The sequence below is a fragment of the Nocardia sp. NPDC004278 genome (genome assembly GCF_053602975.1).
This window is the reverse complement of the sequence record NZ_JBSGEQ010000020.1, coordinates 59,255-78,296: the sequence shown is the minus strand read 5'-3', so window position 1 is coordinate 78,296 and position 19,042 is coordinate 59,255. Positions and strand designations below refer to the sequence as shown.

Genomic DNA, 19,042 nt, shown 5'->3' with positions numbered 1-19,042 from the left:
CCGCTGATGACCACTCACCGTGACGCACTCGAACCGGACATCGTCACCGATTTCAGTTCCCGCATGAGCTACAGCGCCTACCTGGATCTCGATACGTTGCTCAGTGCGCAGCATCCGGTCAGTCGACCGGAGCACCATGATGAATTGCTGTTCATCATCCAGCATCAGACCACTGAACTGTGGTTGAAGCTGGTGCTGCATGAAATACGGGCCGCGCGCACGGCTTTCGATGCCGACGATATCGGGGTTGCGCTGAAATGTATTGCGCGGGTGAAGCACATCCAGAAAACGCTGACCGAGCAGTGGTCGGTGCTCGCGACACTGACGCCCACCGAGTACGCGCAGTTTCGCCACTTCCTGGGAAACTCATCGGGCTTCCAGTCCCATCAGTACCGCGCCGTCGAGTTCATCCTCGGCAATAAGAATGCGGCGGTACTTCGGGTCTTCGAATCCGATGCGGCGGCACACGATCAGCTGGCCGCGCTCTTACGGGAACCGACCGTCTACGACGCCTTCTGGCACCACCTCGCCCGCACCGGGCTCGACGTGCCCCGCTCGATGTTGGAGCGCGATGTCACCGAGGCCCACACCCTCGACGCCGAACTTCTCGCCTTGGTGCAGTCCATTTACCAAGCTCCGGAACAATATTGGTCCGTGTACGAAACATTCGAGGAGCTGGTCGATCTCGAGGAGAACTTCCAGCTGTGGCAGTTCCGGCATCTGCGCACCGTGCTGCGCGTCATCGGCAGGAAAGGCGGGACTGGCGGATCCAGCGGCGCCGGATTCCTGCAACGCGCACTCGAACACACCTACTTCCCCGAACTTTTCGCCGCCCGCACCTGGACCGGACACTGACCCGCAATGGCGGATCGAATCACATGACGGCTCAGCACCCCAACCACCGTTCGACTCGCCTCGAGCGAACGCCCGATCCGCAGTTCGCGGGCGCGGTACTCGATGACATCGACGCACGGCCCGGTAGCGCGACATCGCTGGCCCGCACCGTGCTCGGCGCGTACGTCCGCGATCTCGGCGGGTGGATCGCGATCGCGGACTTCACCGAACTGCTCGCCCTACTGGACATTCCGGCACCGAGCACCCGCACGGCGATCACCCGACTCAAGTCCAAGGGCGTGCTGCGCCCCGAAAGCCGTTGCGGACGTGCGGGTTATGCGTTGACCGAGCCCGCACTGGCGATGTTCGCCCGCGGCGACCCGCGAATCTTCGGATTCCGCCAGATGGTCCCGGGTGATGCCTGGCGGCTCCTGTCCTTCGGCATTCCGGAATCCGAACGCGCCGCCAGACACCAACTTCGGCGCCGACTGACCGCGATCGGCTGCGGCACAGTCTCGGCGGGCCTTTGGATCTACCCGGAGTACCTAGCGACGGAGGCCGCCGCCATCATCACCGCCTTGGAACTCGACGCCCACGTAACCTCGTTCCGCGCCACCGACCCCGTCGTACCCGGCAGCCTGCGACAGGCCGCCGCGCAATGGTGGAACCTGGACGATCTCGCAGCCCGGCACCGAACCTTCTACCAGCGCCACCGCGACATTCTCAACGAAACCACCGACCGAAACACCTTCGCCCACTTCACCCTGATGCTCGACGAATGGCGCATCCTCCCATATATCGATCCGGGCCTCCCCAACGAAATGCTGCCCGCCAACTGGCCGGGCCCAGCCAGCGTGCACCTATTCGCCGAGGCCCGCCAGCGCTACCTGGAACCGAGCCGCCAGCGGGTGCGAACACTGGTCGAAAAGCCCTGAACACCCCAGCCACACGACAACCCGGTAACGGCCCCGAAGCCGACACTCGCGCGCAACCGCAACCCAACCCCCTTGGACAAGCGATCACCATGCGCTCATGCAGGTAAACACCGGGAGCCCACCTACACCAGCGCATTCGCGGGTCCGTGATCGAACGCGACCTGGGTGCCGGTGGCGTACGGCGTTCAGCGGTCTGAGGGGAGGCTTGGCGTGGATGCGGCGATCGGCCCACTGGGAACGTCTTGGCAGAGAGTTGGCGGGAGATCTGGTGCGGGCGTTTGACGTGATCACCCTGAACGCAGGGAAATGCACGGTGGACGATGCCGATGGGGCTGAGCGGCCGGGGGTGCACCGATGCGGACCATGCCGCGTGGATCGGGGCGCAAGTCAGTAGACGGTGTCGGCGACTCCGAGGCCAAGGTGTATCCACGTGCTCGGGCGGCCTGCACCCAATGTGCGGGCCGCCCAGGGCAATTCGCTACATCAGGTCGGTTGGGTCGATGGCCTTGGCGTGCCGAGGCAGGAACAGGATCGATGCGATGGCGCCTGCCACCGCGATGGCGGTGCATACCCACAGCATTGTTGCGATGCTGTCGACGAAGGCAGTGGTTACCGAGTCGAGGAGCTGCGGGGAATTCAGGTGGTGGGCAATGGCGATGCCGTTGGCGGCGCTCTTTTCGACCGCTGCTGCGGCCTGGTCGGGCAATCCGTCGGTGTGGACCGCGCTGCGGTAGGTGGCATTGAGGACGGTGCCGAGTAGGGCGATGCCGACGGTGCCGCCGACCTGTCGCATTGCCTGGATCAGTGAGGATCCGGCACCGGCGCGGTCGGGATCGATTTCCCCGAGCGCGGCATTCATTGCCGAGGGCATACCGAAACCCGCGCCGGCACCGGCGATCGCGATCCAGGTGGCCACATAGCCGTAGCCGGAGTCCACATCGGTCAGCGCGCCCATCGCCAATCCGACTGCGAGAATGACGAATCCGATCGCGACGGTGATCCTGGTGCCCGCCGCGGTATCGACGGGTGTCGCCAATTTCGCACCGATCACCATGCCGCCGATGAACGGCAGCAGCTTCAGCCCGGTGCCCAGCGCGTCCGCGCCCTGTACGGCCTGGAAGAACTGCGGCATCGTGAACAGCAGGCCGAACATCGCGAATACCGTGACGGTGATGAGCAGGGTGCCGCACACGAAGGACCGCGAACGCAACAGGTGCGCGTCGACCAGCGGCGTGCCGGTCCGGCCGAAACGGCTCTCGAGCACCGCGAAGATCGCCAGCAGTACCGCCGCGGCGACCATGAACGCGATCGCCCACCCATTGCCCCAACCCCTTTCACCGGCCAGCGTCACTCCATAGACCAGCGCCGCCAGCGCCGCCGAAGAGATCACGATGCCGAGGTAGTCGATCGTCGGCCGCACCGAACTGCGCGATTCCGGAATCAGCGCGACGACCGCGCCGACCGCCACCACGGCGACCGGAACATTGATCCAGAAGATCGACGCCCACGAGTAGTGATCCAGCAGCAGACCACCGACGATCGGACCGAGCGGTAGCCCGATGCTGTTGGCGACGACGAAGAAGTTGATCGCCTTTTTCCGTTCGGCCGCCGGGAACAGCACGGCGATCAGCGACATCACCACCGGAACCAGCAGCGCCGCACCGATTCCCAGGAAGGCGCGCGCGGCAATGAGCTGCCCCGCCGAGGTGGACAGCGCGCACACCACCGAACCGGCTCCGAACAGGACCAGCGCCGCGGCCAGCATCTTTCTGCGGCCGAACCGATCGCCGAGCAGTCCGGCGGGCAGCAGCAGTGCGGCCAGGACGAGGTTGTAGGAGTTGGCGATCCACTGCAGCTGTTCGGTCGACGCGTCGAGGTCGACCGACAGCGTCGGGAGCGCGACATTCAACACGGTGGTGTCGAGACCGACGACCAGCACCGCGAGACAGAGCGCGGCCAGCACACCGAAGCGGCGGGTGCCGGAGAGTTCGCCCGGTGCGACGGCATCGAGCAGGGCCGGGTTGGAGTCCGACGTGTGGTCGGCTCGTTCATTGGGAAGCATGTCGGCACATTATTACTAATCTCTGATAGTTGCAATAGTTCAGAAACTTGACGGGGTAGGCTCTGCACATGACGGCAACAGACCCGACGACAGCGGAATCGGAGCGAGCACGAGCGTTCGTCGAACGACTCGGCGGAGCAATGGCGGCCAGCGGCGTGCCACAGATGGCCGCGCGGGTCCTCGCACAGATGCTGATCAGCGAAAAAGGCGTCATGACCTCGGCCGAACTCGCCGAGGCGCTACAGGTCAGTCAGCCGTCGATCTCGGGTGCGGTCCGCTTCCTCGGGCAGATCGGTTTCGTCTCTCGGGAGCGGGTGCCGCGCACCCGCAAGGACCAGTACCGCATTCGCGACAATGTGTGGGAAACGGTGCTCACCCTGCGCAACGACTCACTCGACGCGTGGAAGGCCAACCTGCAGTACGGCGTCGACACCTTCGGCGTGGACACCCCGACCGGGCGCCGACTCACCGAGGCCGTCGACTTCTTCGACTTCGTCCAGCAGGATATGCACGGCCTCATCGCCCGCTGGCGCGAACATCAGCGAAAGGCCGAGCGACACGGGTGAATCGTCATCGCCGGGGGTGACTAAGCTTCGGACGATAGGTAACAACGCCCGTCGAACGGAGAGAGCTGATTCATGGCGTCCGCAACAGCATCCGCACAGATCGGGGTTACCGGCCTTGCGGTCATGGGTAGCAATATCGCGCGCAACTTCGCCAGGCACGGCTACACGGTAGCCCTGCACAACCGCAGCATCGCCAAGACCGACGCACTGCTGGCCGAACACGGCGGTGACGGCAACTTCGTGCGCACCGAGACGATCGAGGAGTTCGTCGCGGCGCTGGAGAAGCCGCGCCGGGTGCTGATCATGGTCAAGGCGGGCGACCCGACCGACACCGTCATCGAGGAACTGGCCGACGCGATGGAGCCCGGCGACATCATTATCGACGGCGGCAATGCGCTCTACACCGACACCATCCGCCGCGAGGCCGCGATGAAGGCGCGTGGGCTGAACTTCGTCGGCGCGGGTATCTCCGGTGGTGAGGAGGGCGCGCTGAACGGTCCGTCGATCATGCCCGGCGGTCCGAAGGAGTCCTACGAATCCCTCGGACCACTGCTGGAATCCATTGCGGCACAGGTGGACGGCACGCCGTGCTGCACGCATATCGGCCCCGACGGGTCCGGCCACTTCGTCAAGATGGTGCACAACGGCATCGAATACGCCGATATGCAACTGATCGGCGAGGCGTACCACCTGTTCCGCGACGCGCTCGGCTTCGACGCCAAGCAGATCGCCGACGTCTTCACCCAGTGGAACTCCGGCGAACTGGAGAGCTACCTCGTCGAGATCACCGCCGAAGTGCTCAACCAGGTCGACGCCAAGACCGGCAAGCCGCTGGTCGATGTCATCGTGGACGCCGCCGAGCAGAAGGGCACCGGTCGCTGGACCGTGAAGTCCGCACTCGATCTGGGCATCCCGGTCACCGGCATCGCCGAGGCGGTCTTCGCGCGGGCACTGTCGGGCGCACGCGCCCAGCGCAAGGCCGCGGTCGGTCTCGCCGCTGGCAAGCTCGGCGAAAAGCCCACCGACGCAGCGCAATTCACTGAGGACATCCGCCAGGCGCTCTATGCATCGAAGATCGTCGCCTACGCCCAGGGCTTCGACCAGATCGCCGCGGGCAGCGTGGAATACAACTGGGATCTGCACCCCGGCGATCTCGCTACCATCTGGCGCGGCGGCTGCATCATTCGCGCCCGCTTCCTGAACCGGATCAAGGAGGCGTACGACCAGAACCCGGCACTGCCGAGCCTGATTCTCGCACCGTACTTCCGCGAGGCGATCGAGACGGCCATCGACAGCTGGCGCAGTGTGGTCGCGACCGCCACCATGCTCGGCATCCCGGTGCCCGCGTTCGCGTCCTCACTGTCGTACTACGACGCCCTGCGCGCCGAACGGCTCCCGGCCGCACTCACCCAGGGCCAGCGCGATTTCTTCGGCGCCCACACCTACGAGCGGATCGACGCGCCGGGCAAGTACCACACCCTGTGGAGCGGCGACCGCAGCGAGGTCTCCGCCGACTGAGTTCGCTCGCGCCAGCGCGCAGGCCCGGCGTGCGCGTTGGCCGGGCCCGCGCAAGCCCGCGTCCGCGCAGGCCCGCGGGTCGACTCGCTCATATGCGCACGATTCCCAATCGTGGCAACACTTTACCGTGGTATTCGTGTCGCAGGACGAGCAGGATTTCTGGCTTCGGACGATGCCCGAAGCCAGAAATGTTCGTCTGGCGGCCGCACGGAAATCGCCACGGGCTGGTCGATCGTCCTGATCGCGGTATTCGCGATCTTCGACGCGGCGGCCTTCGCCACGGGATTCACCGGGTTGGACCGGCTCGCGGATTCGGCACGAGACTTTGTCAGGGGCGTCGTGTCGTGGCCATCGTTGCCACGCTCGCGGCGGCGCTCTCGGCCGGATCCGCGGCCCTTCCACACCCTGACCCGCCAGCGATCCCTCGTCGGAGACCTTTCGGTTCGAGTACCGGACCCACGCGGGCAACACTTTTCGGCGGCTACGTCGCTCCGTGCTGCTGGTGACCTTCGCCGCCCCCGCGTTGGCGGGCGGTGCGATCACGGTCGCATTCGCCGACTCGACACCCGCCGCGGAACCACCACTCATAGTGACCATGGTCGACGGCAAGATGCTGTGCCGTGCGGTCGGTCTCGATCGAGACGGCACGCTATGACTGCACGCCAGACCGTTTAACTAGGCGAGCTTCGGCACCGTCGTCGCGGCGTGCCCGACGTACCGCTAGGTCCCATCCTTACTGGTCGCGCGATTGCCACCTGACGTCGGGCGACCCAACGGGTACGCCCGCCCCCGCTGGCCACCGGTTGATAGGTCGATCGGTCTCGCGGGATACGGTCACCCGCCCCAGCGCCCGGCGATCACCCGAGACCACCGCCGGGATGCACATCGACCTCGGAATTCCTAACGATAGTCCCACCTCTGGGAAGGCTCGAAAATGAGGACCCGGAATGACGTATCAAGCGCGCGAATGAGGAGGACCGCTTGGCGGACGAACCGAGCGAACCATCCGCCGAGCAGCGACTCGCCGATGCACTGGCTACGCTCGGGCCGAAGGGCTGGCAGCGGGCGGACGCGGTATTCGCGGTCACGGTGGCGGGCGAGGTCGGACAGCTTGCGTATTCCGTCGGCGAGCAGCTGATTCCGATATCGCCACCGGAGCCGGTCCTCGCCCTGGTCCGGGAAATGCGGGAGCTCGCGGCCCGATCCAATGGCGGACCATGGTGGCGAATGCTGGTGGTACTGGCCGATTCCGGCGCGATCGATATCGACTACGACTACGGCGAGCAGCCGTTCCCACCCGGGCAGCTGTTCGGTCCGGAGGCGTATCGCGCCGATCTCGAGGCGTATCCGCGCGCCAAGATACCGGTGTGGTTGGGCGCCTACATCGGCCACGGCGACCGGCAACGGCGCAGTCCGCAACAGGCCGCCGCCCAGGCACGTGGCGATCGATCCCGCGAGGTGTGGGCGACACTGGCGGAGTACGAATTTCCTCCGTTCCCGCAGATGTGGTCGCGCTGGGCGACGATCGCCGCGGCGTTCGTCGCAGCCCGGTCGGAGCTCGGTCCGCGCATGGAGCCGTGGACGGGAGTGTTCGAGGGCGCGGCGTTGGACGGGTCTACGCTGCGTGCGCTCCCGGCCGGGCGGGCGGTGCTCTCGGGCGGGGTGTGGAATGCCCCCACCCTGGACGCGGTCTACAACGGCGGCGAGCCGATGCCGAATCTCTATGCTGGCGCACCGGATTGGGTCGCCGATCCGGTTCTCGACCCGCGCGCGGCATCGGGTCTGCTGTCATTCTGCTACTGGTGGGAGGCCGGGCGCTGGTATCGCGGATCGTCGCCGTCGGCGGAGGACTGCGCCGTAGCGGTACCCGGAGTGTGGACCAGGGAATCGGTGCTGGGTATCGTGGCCGATCTGCTCGGGCCGAATTCGGCTGCGCGGGAGGCCATTGCCGCACTACTGGCCGCGGCCGAGGTCGGTCGGGTCACGCGCCGGGAGTTGGTGGATGTATTCGGCGAGGACGGCCGTTTCGATATCGACGGTGCGCTCTATCAGTACTCGCTGGCCGGATTGGCGCCGCCGAGGCCGGAGCCGATGCACGCCGCGGAGGCCATCTCCCGGGTACGGGATTACATCACCGGGCGCGTACTGGACACCACGGGATATCCGCTCGAGCAGTTGGTCGCCGAACGATTCAGCGTCGGCTGGATGGTGCATGTGCCGGTGCCCGCCGGGATGGTCGCGACCGATCGGGCGATCTTCTATCTCGGCGACGACGGTCTGCTGGAGCAATCGTCGTCATCCATCGATCCACCGGTCTACATCGCCGACTTCGAACGGCGATACGCCGAACGCTACGGCTGAGCCGGATCGAGGGAAGGTAGTCATGGACCGCTGGGAACGAGAAGGGCTGCGCTCGGCCAACTTCGGGATACGCAACCAGGTCGAGCAGATTCTCGACGCACTCGCCGAGCAACGCGAGCGCCGAGCCGACGTTCAGCGCCAGCTCGACGCGGCACGGAGCACCGCGACCTCGGCGGACGGACTGGTGGAGGTGACCGTCGACAGTGCCGGTGTGCTCATCGACGTGCGGTTCACTGCGGATGCCCAGCGCAGTACTCCCGCACAGCTGGGCCGGTCGGTCACCGAGGCCGGGCGCGCGGCGGCCCGCCGCGTGCGGGAGCAGACCCGACAGATCCTGGCCCCGGTCGTCGCCGCCGCCGACGCGATGCCCGACCTGTCCGATCTGGTGTCCGGCGCACCGAGCCTGCGCGAGCGGCGCGAAGCGGAGAGTCGCGATGGATAGCCCCATCTATTCCCAATGACGGGGAGAGGGGTGGGGTCGCAGTAGGATTTTTCGCCAGGCAATCGCCTTCTCGGTTTCACTGGTGAGGGTTGAAGGGTTACCGGGCATGGGCCAGTCGTTGCATATCGATCCGAATCGCCTCCATGCGCTGATCGCCGAGCTCACCGCCGTCGCCGAATCCGCGCACCGAGATCTGGCCGAGCTGAAGGACACCCTGGCCCGCGAGGGCAAACCCTGGGGTGACGACGAGCCGGGACGGAAGATCGGCGAAACCTATGAGCCACAGGCGAAGAAGGGGCTCGAAGGGTACCAGAACCTGGTCGGCAATATTCGCGGACTGAGCAAGGCCGTCGGCGAGGTCAACGACGCTCTGCACAACCAGGACCAGGACGGCGGTCAACGGATCCGCACCGCCGGCTCGAATCAACCGGTGTCCTCCGGGACGGATCCGGTGTGGCCCAGTGCCGGTACGCCCCGAACCAGTTCACCCACAACCGGTTTCGGATCGAATCCCGATAACGCCAACACACCGCGAAAGCTGCCGGACAGCGGCACCTCGCCTACCCAGCAACCGGACTTCACCGGCGACAACCCGGTCGGCGGACCCACACCTGGCTACCAGCAGCCCTGGTACCCGGATTCGAGCACACCGTCGATCGAACCGGACGCCGCGCCCCAGCCCGCTGCGGAAACCTCGGCCGCTGGCAACGAAAATGCCGCGTCACCGCCGGTCGCGGATGATTCGATCCCGGCCGCGCCGGGCACGACATCGCCCGCCGCAGCGCCACCCCGGGCCGGTGATCCCGCGGTCGCCGAGAAGCCCACGGGCACACCGTGGTCGCGAACGCCGGGGACGGCTGTCCCTTCGATACAGTCGGGCACCCCCTGGTCGGGTGCCCCTACCGGCGCTCGCCCACCGGGACAGGTCTTCGCGCCCCCGCCGACCGGCGTGAGCCCGGTGCAGCCCACCGAGCCGAAGCGAGACGGCAAGTCCCGCAAGAAGAAGCGCGGATCGACCGCGGCGGACCAGATCCAGGTACCGACCGATGCGGCGGCCCTGGCGGCGGCCCGGGAGCTCGCCGATCGACACGAACTGCGGCTCGTCGGCTTCGACACCTCGGGTATCGGACAGGAGATGGTCGCCCAGCTGGCCGCGGCCATCGACGACATTCTCGGCAAATATCCGTTCATCGACCTCGACGGGATCGAGATCACCGAACTCGGCGACCCGATCTCCCAAGTAACCCGGGATCGAGGCTATGACGGATCGGAATCGGCGAGCACCCGGTCGTGGATCCTGCTCGATCGCACCCTCGTCACGAATCCGGCCCAGTTCAGCGAAAAGGTCTATGCAGCAATACAATCCGGGAACTCGCTAGCCGGATCTGAGGAGCGACCGATGTATTCGACGATCGTCGGCGACCTCGGCCGGATCATGGAGGCGCAGGCGGGGCAGCCCGTCCGACGGCTGGCGCAGCGTGCCCTGATCACCGAATATCGGCGTATCAACGGCCCGTGGGACGCACCGGGCACCCTGACCCGCATCGTCGGCGGCTACCGGCGGTGGCGAGACCAGTTGGGCGGCAACAGCATTGTCGATGGCCGATTCCAGCCGCGTGCGGCGTTGGTCGCGGCATTCGCCGAGGTGGAGTTGCGTGGCGATGACGCGTGCGGTCCGGCGCGGGTGCTGTATCGATTGTTGGTGGAGGGCGCCAGAGAGCGGTCGACGCCCCGGTGAGTATTACGATCCCGCCCCATTTCCCGGACTGGCTGACCCGCTGGGTAATCGGCCATTTTCCGGTCGGGAATCCCGACGCCATGCGCGCCGCGGCCGACGCCTGGGCACGCTCGGCCGAACGTCTCACCATTACGCTGCGAGACCTCGAACGACTCGCTCGCGACGTGCCCGCGGCAATCCAGGGCGAAGCGGGCGAGGCGATCCAAGGAGAGCTGAAGACCCAGATCGCGAACACGCGTAATCAACGCGAATACGCCAACGGCATGGCCACCATGCTCTACGACTCGGCCAACGCGATCGAACTCGAGCAGTACATCGTCATCGGCATCGCGGCGGTCCTACTCGCCAACCTGCTCATCGACACCGCCGCACCGATGAAGGCCGCCAGCGACCGCATCGCCGCCGACGTTGCCGCCACCGCCGCCCGTCGCGACACCCTCACCTTCCTATTCCAGCGCGCCGCCGCGTTCATGGAGCGATTCCCCCATATGGCGCTCGCCATTCGCGCGACCATCATGGGCGCGGTCTCCATGGGCGGCGTCGTCGCCGGTGCGCAATACGCCCAAATCCTCCAGGGCCACGGCAAACCCGGACGCCGCACCAGCATGGATTGGGGCCAGGTCTGGGTGGCGGCGGCCGCCGGCGGCGGGGGTGGTTTGGCAGGCTCTCTGGCAACTCGCGCGGTCCTGCCCGCGCTCAGCCGCGCCGGGGCCAACGCCGCTACACAACTGGGACGCACAACCGGACGCACCGTGGCGGTCGTGCTCGCCAGCGCCACCGGCGGAGCCGCGGGTGGGGCCGCCGCTGCGGTGATCATGTCCGCGCTCACCAACACCAAACTCGCCGGCCGAAACCTTGCCGAGATGGTGATGATGGGTGCCGCCAGCGGTGTCATCGCCGGTATGAGCGCGGCGATGCGTGCCGCCCGAGCGATAAACCCTGTTCGACCTCCTGAGATCGGCCGGTCCGGCTCCGAAAGCGGGCGCGACGGACTCTCGGTCCGATCAACGCCCGACTCGGCCAGGCCACACAGCAGCGCCGAAACACCCCGGCCACGCGAGGAAACCATCCCCCAGACCGGCCGATCCCGGGACAACAGCGGGCACGACGGACTGCCAGGCGGATCAACGCCCGACTCGGCCGGACCACACAGCAGCGCCGAAACACCCCGGCCAGGCGAGGAAACCATCCCCGAGACCGGCCGATCCCGGGACGACGGCTCGCGTGACGGCCTGCCGGTCCGAGAAACCAATGACGGTTCCACAACTCGGCCACGCAAAGAGACCGTCGACGAGATCAACGAGATCGGCGAGTCATACAAGAGGGCCTTCCGCGAACTCGATGAGGGCGGCACCCCGCCGCCTTCGGATACCGACCAACCGCCATCGGGCACGCCGCCGGCCCCACCCGCATCGCCGACATCCCCCAGATCCACCCCTGAGGCCGGCCACGGCTGGAGCTCCTGGGATGATGCCCTGCAAGCACTCACTGCGGGCAGTTTCGGAGACGCGCCGGCCGATCCCATGGCCGCACCGGGAAGCTCGTCGTCGACCGGCCTTCCCGGCACCGCCCAATTTCACAGCGGCCGACCCGACTCTCCGCAGATGAGCCTGGCCGGAACCGTCCTCGCCGCCGAGGGCCAGCCCAGCGCCACACCGGGATCGGTGCTGACGATGAGTGCCGACACCCATGCCGAGAACACCCCCTACGTCGCTTCCGTCAAAGATCTCGGCGGCACCGGAGGGGGCAGTGGGCCGGCTGTCACGGCGGGACCACCTGTCTCGCACGGGGATTCACCGACCGGTGGCGGACCGGGTTCGCAACCGCCCGCGACCGGGAAGGGGCCCGGCCAACTACCGCCCGGCCCGGACGAGGCCATCCTGCTCGACCTCGATTTCTTCGACTACGAGTTGGGTCCCAACGACCCGGTCACACCGGCCGGCAACTCCCCCACGGCAACGCCGCACGCCGCAGGCACCGCACCGGTCGAACCGAGGCTGGGCAGCGAGTCCGGCTCGCCTCCGTCGCGCACGCCGACGGAGGCGAAGAGCCCGACCGCACAGGCGGGGGCAACGCCTGGTTCCGGCGGCGCAGCGGCTGCACCCGCTCCCACACCTGTGACCAGCGCACCCCACGCCAACCAACAGGCCGGGCAAGCCAACGCACCTCAGCCACACGCCACACCACAAACCAACGCACCCCAACCACAGGCCAACACACCGCCCCACCAAGCCAACCCGCAAGGCGCGCACGCCGACTCACCACAGCAGCCGCACGCTGCAACACCGACTCCCGGCACACCCGCAAACACCCTTGCAGCCCAGGCGATCCCACCCACAGTGCTGGCCGGCGCGGCGGCACTGTCCGGGCATGGACCGTCGAATCCCGATGCCGTCGCGGAACACTCAGCATCCCTGCCCGCGATGTCGGGTGCACAACCCAGCGGCAACGACCAAACCCCCAGCGAGCCAGAAGAATTCCCCGACCGCATCGGCACCGTCGTCACACCCCCGATGCCCAGCTACGTCCCCACCCAACCACAAGTCGACGAATTCCCGGACAACGCACCCGACGAATACACCAAACCCTCAGGCACCACCTACAAGATCCCCGGCCAACCTGACCTACCAGACGGCCCACCCCCCAACGCAATCCCGATCATCCCGCACCCGACCACCCCGGCTCTGCCTGAGACCGGACCCGCCATACCCCTCACCGACCGACCACAGGTACCGATCCCCGACACCGCCATCCCCGGCGCACCCCCCGAAGACGATGGGCAAAAGCCCCGCGTACACGACTCCGAACCACCCCTACCCCGCCACAACAACACCCCCGCACCACACCTACCCGCCACACCCGCCGACCACCCCACCGAACTAAACCCACCCTCCCACTACGCCACCACACCCAACCCCGAAACCCCAGGCGCCCCAACCGACCCCACCGGAGCACCACAACTCAACCGCGACAACACCCAATACATCCCCGACCCCACCATCCAACCCACCCGCGGCGGCACTCCCGCCACCACACTCACCGGACCATTGCCCCAACCAGTGGTAGCCGCACGCCCGGTCCCGATGGCATCGGCCTCGGCAGATCCGCCCAACAAACGCAAACGCAAACAAGCCCCGCCACCACCCAAACCACCACAGCCGCAGCCAAAGCCGAAACCAGCGCCGATACCGGTACCAACCCCGCAGCCGAAGCCACAGCCAAGCCGATCAGCGACACCACCGGCCCGCACGAAGATCACCACACCGTCGGCCCGAACAACCGGACGCGACCTGGCCATCACCTTCGCCAGCGCCTCCGGGAGCGGCGGTGCCATAACCATGCCCGCACGCACCGGCACCGAACTGCGTGGCCGCAACCTCGCCGAGACGTTGCTGACGGGCGGCGGCCTGGCTACGGCCACCCGCCCCACCCGCACCACGAGCACGCAGGTCCGCCCCCTCGCGGCAACCGCCACCGAACTCGACGACAGCTGGCTCGATGGACTCCTGCTCCCGGCGGAAACCGATTCGGCCAACCAACGCACTACTCGCGACGGGCACGCACCGCGGCCGCATGAAGACACCATTGCCGAGATCGAAGAGATCGCCCGGACCATCTTCCAGGAACTCGGCCTACCCGCCGACGACAGCGGCGCCCAACCACTCTCGGGCTCTACGCAACCACCGACCGCCCCCGGAAACGCACCCGACCCCAGCCACGGCTGGAGCGCCTGGGACGCGGCTCTGGAAGAACTCACCCAGGGCACCTACACACCCGCGCCGACCGACCCCATCACCCCACCGGCAACCCCGGCACCGACCGACCGCCCCGGCACCACCCAATTCCACAGCAGCCGACCCGACACTGAGCAGCCGAGCCTCACCGGAACAATCCTCGCCGACGAGGGCCGACCCGACACCGCACCAGGATCGGCGCTCCCGACGAGCACCCCCGCACAGGCTGATACCACCCACACCGCCACAACCACCGACCTCGGCATCACCGGCAGCAAGCCGCAACTTCCAACTGAAGCACTCGTCCCACGTGCTGCCGGAGCCGAGCACGCGCCCGGCGAAACACCAACCGCCCCCTACGAAGCCAGCATCGTCGACCTCGACTTTCTCGATGCTGGGCCAGTCGTCGACGACCCCGCAACACCGGCACACTCCAACACACACAAACCGAAGGTCACACCACAAGCCGCACAAGCCAACTCGCCGCAGCAGCCGCCCGCCGCGACACCGGGCGTGCCTGAGAACGACTTTGCCGCCCAGGCCATCCCACCGACAGCACTGGCCGCTGCCGCGATACCGCCGAGCGGGCATGGACCCTCGAATACCGGTACTGCTTCCGGCTCCTCCCCGACACCGCCGCCCGCGATGTCCGGCGGGCAGCCCACCGACAACAACGGGACCACCAGCGAGCCAGAAGAATTCCCCGACCGCATCGGCACCGTCGTCACACCCCCGATGCCCAGCTACGTCCCCACCCAACCACAAGTCGACGAATTCCCGGACAACGCACCCGACGAATACACCAAACCCTCAGGCACCACCTACAAGATCCCCGGCCAACCAGATGCACCGGACGGCCCACCCCCCAACGCAATCCCGATCGTCCCGCGCCCGTCCACCCCGGCCGTACCGGAACGTCGACCCGCCATACCCCTCACCGACCGACCACAGGTCCCGATCCCCGACACCGCCATCCCCGGCGCACCCGCCGAAAACGACCGCGACGGGCAAAAACCCCTTGTACACGACTCCGAACCACCCCTGCCCCGCTACAACAACACCCCCGCACCACACCTACCCGCCACACCCGCCGACCGCCCCACCGAACTAAATCCACCGTCCCACTACGCCACCACACCCAACCCCGAAACCCCTGGCGCTCCAACCGATCCCACCGCCGCCCCGCAACTCAACCGCGACAGCACGCAGTACATCCCCGATCCCACCATCCAACCCACTCGCGGCGGCACTCCCGCCACCACACTCGCCGGACCATTGCCACAACCGGTGGTAGCAGTACGCCCGGTCCCGATGGCCCAAGCCTCGGCCAACGACCCCAAGAACCCCAAACGCAAACCGAAGACGCCACCGGAACCACCTCAGACGCCACCGGAACCACCTGCTCTGGTACCGACATCGACGGCTCAGCCCAAGCCCAAAAAGCGTCCCGGCAAGGGACAACCAAAGCCGCCACCGGCACCCGCCGATCCACCCGCGGTGAGCCCGGAGCCCCCCACATCCGGACGCCCGAAGCCGGGGAAATCCGGCGGACAACCGCTCAGCGAAACCGATCGTGCGCGTGCGGATCTCGCCCGAGTGCTCGGGGTGGATCCGAATAGATTGGCGCTGCGGGGTTCATTGCTGCAGGTCATCGATCAGCTGCAAATGGAGTTGCGTCTGCTCGACTACGATGACTGGGGTCTGGTCCAAGCCGGGAAACTTCCCGGCTGGCTCGGCCGAGCGTTGGACCGCGAGTACCGCGCCCAGCGCGCGATAAGCGACGGGGCCACCCCTGAAGAGTTGGCGCGCTTGGACAGCGACACACGCCAGTTGGAAGCCGATCTGCCTGGGTACCTGGGGCAGGAGGAACTGGCCCCCGGGTGGCGCCAAGCGCCCAGCGACGACCCGCTACACGAGCTGCGGCAGCTGGCTATGCGCGCCGACGCGCCATCGGAGCTCAGGCAGTTCGTCGACGCCGCCGCACGATTCCTGGGAGCCGAACCCTTCGTCGCTCCGGTCGCTGAGTCCGCAGACCCCACGCCCGACGCCGAGTCCACTCCGACCGCAGGCCCCGCCGCAGCCACTGAACCCGCTGCTGCGGCTTCCAGTGCGATTCGCGAATTGCTCACCGACGAAACAGATATCGCGGCGACCGAAGAAATCCTCGACACACTGTTGCGGTCCGCGGAGGGTGCGGCGACCGTCTCGGTGACACGCAGTGCGACGGGCCTGCGGATCGCAGTGGTCGATCGGAGTCAGGAACCGCCGGTCCGTGATGCGGAGGAGGCAGAGCCGACCGAGTCGGGTGAGGTCAGCGAACTGCTCGACCTGTCGCGGCGCTGGGGCTACCAGCTGGATGCAAACGGGAAGCGGACGCGATGGTTCGATGTCGCCCCGCTCGCCGCACAAGCCGATGCACCGCAACAGAGGCCAGCTTTCACATTGACATTCGACCGCGGGCAGATCGAATCGCAAGTACAGGCGGCGCGACATCAGGTCATCGAATTCCTGCGGCACCATACTCGACTGGCTCCGAAGAAGATCGATGCCGCCGCGGTCGCGGTATCGGAATTCCTCAGCAACGCGGCATTACACGCGGACGAGGGCGGGGCCGAATTGACGGTCGAGGAGCACAACGACCGGGCACGAATCGGGGTTGCCGACACCTCTCGAGGGCTGCCGACCATGCGGCCGGAAAGCAACGTCGACGCAGCCGATGAGGTGGCACCGTCACCGGTGGTCGACCAAGCCGAACAGGACCGGTTCCTGGCCGCATTCGACGAGGAGGATCGGGAGACCGGTCCCGTTGCCATACCGGAAACCGACAGCTCCGACCCGTCGGGTATGCGTCGCCGCAGCGCAGGCCAGCATGGACGCGGATTCCGGCTCGTCATGGACGAGGCGATCGCGTACGGCGTCGATCTGGCACCGCTCGGACAACCGGGCAAAAAAGTTTGGATCGAGTACAAACTCCCCCCGATGGCGTATACCGGTTCCCCTGACGCTGCCTTCGACCTCCCACAGGGCCGCGCGGCCCGCGCCGACGGCGCTCCAATGGTGGTGTCGCCGTGGACAAAGCGAGATTCGTTGGTCGAAGGACCCTTGGTCTTCCGCGAACCGCCGGGTGGCGTGCCAGGTGTCGGGCCAACCCCACCGGGGCCAGATTCGGGCAAGCCGTCGGAGCGAGCAGACAATGAACCCGATTCCGCCGCACGCGGTTCGGAGTCGGAACCGGCAGCAGTCCAGCCGAGTGCTGCCCCGGGTGCTGCTTCGGTGGCCCCCCAATCCCCGCCGAGCCCCAGCACTGAGACCGAATCGGTTCCACATGCGAGCACCACCTCCACGGCAGCAACGGTCAACGATGAGGCGCGTACGAATCCTCAAGGTGCACAGTCGAATTCGCACCCCATGTCGGCGAGCACGGACCTGACCGTTGAGTCGGTTCCCAATGAAGAGCTCACACTATTGTTCGCGTCTTACGGTGATGCCGACGGCGGCTGGACGGGTGCGGACGGTACATACTCGCGGCGACTGCCGGACGGCCGACATCTGTGGATGTTCTCCGATGTCTTCCTCGGGGGGACACTGAATCCGGACGGGTCCAGGCGTAGGCCCGCCAACATGGTGAATACCGCGTTCGTGGTTCAGAGCGACGGTGAACTCTTGACCGTGCATCGCGGGACGACTGCTTCGCCGAGACCGTTGATGCAAGCCGACAAGGGCGAATTCTATTGGCTCGGCGGCGGATACGTCACGGGTAACACGGTTGCCGTCATGTTCATCCGGTTCGCTCGCAACGGTCGTGGTGTCATGAACGCGACCTTCAAGGACAACCTACTCGCCAGATTCGACGTCGATGACCTCAGCTTGATCGACACGACCCCGATGCCCTCCGCGACAGGGGTCGCGTGGTCGGCGTGGTTGGACTACGACGGCACGCACACCTATGTCTACGGCACCGAGGATTTGGGAGCCGACAAGTACATGCACGTCGCGCGGGTGCCCGGCGACGACCTCCGCGAGCAGTGGGAGTTCTTCGACGGCGTCGGATGGTCGACGAACGAGAGTGACTCCGTCCGTGTCATGCCCGGTGTCGCCAACGAGTACAGCGTGACCCGGTGGCGCGGCCGCTACCTGTTGATCACCCAGGACACCACGACGCCTGCCAGTCCCCAAATCTTGGCCTATGTGTCCAATTCGCCGACCGGCCCGTTCACCGCACCGACTCTGGTTTATCAGGCACCCGAAGTCGGTGCCACCGGATCGTACGGCGATCCGAACCTAATCATCTACAACGCTCACGAACATCCCGAGCTCCGATCCGGAGACGCGCTGACCGTGAGCTACAACGTCAACAGCCTGGACTTCAAGGGCGTGCTCGACAATATGTCGAAATACCGTCCAAGATTCGTCACGGTGAGATTGGAGGCCGCCGACGACGATGCCACCGGACTGCTCGACACGGCGCATACCTTGACCGATCGCTTCCCTGAAGCGCAGGAGCACGGCGTCCTCGAAACCGGGGGTGCCGCGGCACCGCTGGCACCGCCGCGGGATCCAGATTCGCAACAACCAACGACCGCAAACCCCCGGCGAGGTGGGGGCAGTCCGGGAATGGGCGACTCGCCACCCGGACCAGTGGTGCAGTTCCACGACCCCGCTGGCGCGATCGACGGCCGGTTCAGGCGACGGCGCCCAGGTGAAGCCCCCTGGATACTCAACCGGTTCGGCCCGGAAAACCCTGCGCCGCAAGAGCGTCCAACGACACCGGATCCGCGCACCGAACGACCAGATGCGCCATTGACCGGACAACCCGATACCCGCCCGGACTCGGGCGCCCCCGCACCCGCGG

10 protein-coding genes (1 of these 10 only partly in view) are annotated in these 19,042 nt (G+C 66.8%); 9 read left to right on the top strand and 1 reads right to left on the bottom strand.

All coding sequences use genetic code 11. From position 1 onward, the window contains the following. The first annotated feature begins 6 nt into the window (after positions 1–6). Positions 7–855, top strand: coding sequence for a tryptophan 2,3-dioxygenase (locus tag ACWEO2_RS27340; protein ID WP_452407925.1), 849 nt, complete (start codon positions 7–9; stop codon positions 853–855). A gap of 23 nt (positions 856–878) precedes the next feature. Then, positions 879–1,769: a PaaX family transcriptional regulator gene (locus tag ACWEO2_RS27335; RefSeq protein WP_452407924.1), complete on the top strand. Its 891-nt coding sequence runs from the start codon at positions 879–881 to the stop codon at positions 1,767–1,769. A gap of 478 nt (positions 1,770–2,247) precedes the next feature. On the opposite strand, the gene ACWEO2_RS27330 is transcribed toward ACWEO2_RS27335, so the two are convergent. Then, on the bottom strand, positions 2,248–3,831 hold the full coding sequence (locus ACWEO2_RS27330) for a DHA2 family efflux MFS transporter permease subunit (RefSeq protein ID WP_452407923.1): 1,584 nt from the start codon (positions 3,829–3,831) through the stop codon (positions 2,248–2,250). A gap of 68 nt (positions 3,832–3,899) precedes the next feature. Between ACWEO2_RS27330 and ACWEO2_RS27325 the strand changes: the two genes are divergently transcribed. The 7 genes from ACWEO2_RS27325 to ACWEO2_RS27295 all read left to right on the top strand — a co-directional run. Beyond that, entirely contained in the window at positions 3,900–4,397 is a 498-nt protein-coding gene (locus ACWEO2_RS27325) for a GbsR/MarR family transcriptional regulator (protein WP_452407922.1), read from the top strand. 72 nt (positions 4,398–4,469) lie between these two features. Then, positions 4,470–5,915: an NADP-dependent phosphogluconate dehydrogenase gene (gndA, locus tag ACWEO2_RS27320; protein WP_452407921.1), complete on the top strand. Its 1,446-nt coding sequence runs from the start codon at positions 4,470–4,472 to the stop codon at positions 5,913–5,915. A gap of 493 nt (positions 5,916–6,408) precedes the next feature. Beyond that, complete coding sequence (locus ACWEO2_RS27315) at positions 6,409–6,570, top strand: hypothetical protein (protein ID WP_452407920.1); 162 nt, start codon at positions 6,409–6,411, stop codon at positions 6,568–6,570. Between the two features lie 326 nt (positions 6,571–6,896). Continuing rightward, positions 6,897–8,276: a hypothetical protein gene (locus ACWEO2_RS27310; protein ID WP_452407919.1), complete on the top strand. Its 1,380-nt coding sequence runs from the start codon at positions 6,897–6,899 to the stop codon at positions 8,274–8,276. Between the two features lie 22 nt (positions 8,277–8,298). Further along, positions 8,299–8,718: a YbaB/EbfC family nucleoid-associated protein gene (locus tag ACWEO2_RS27305; protein ID WP_452407918.1), complete on the top strand. Its 420-nt coding sequence runs from the start codon at positions 8,299–8,301 to the stop codon at positions 8,716–8,718. Positions 8,719–8,824: 106 nt separating this feature from the next. Beyond that, a complete protein-coding gene (locus ACWEO2_RS27300) occupies positions 8,825–10,456 on the top strand; it encodes a hypothetical protein (RefSeq protein ID WP_452407917.1) in 1,632 nt (543 codons plus the stop codon). Continuing rightward, positions 10,453–19,042: the start of an MFS transporter gene (locus ACWEO2_RS27295; RefSeq protein WP_452407916.1), read on the top strand. It continues 18,977 nt past the right edge of the window; only the first 8,590 of its 27,567 coding nucleotides appear in the window; the start codon lies at positions 10,453–10,455; the stop codon falls past the right edge of the window. Before ACWEO2_RS27300 ends, ACWEO2_RS27295 begins: the two co-directional genes overlap by 4 nt.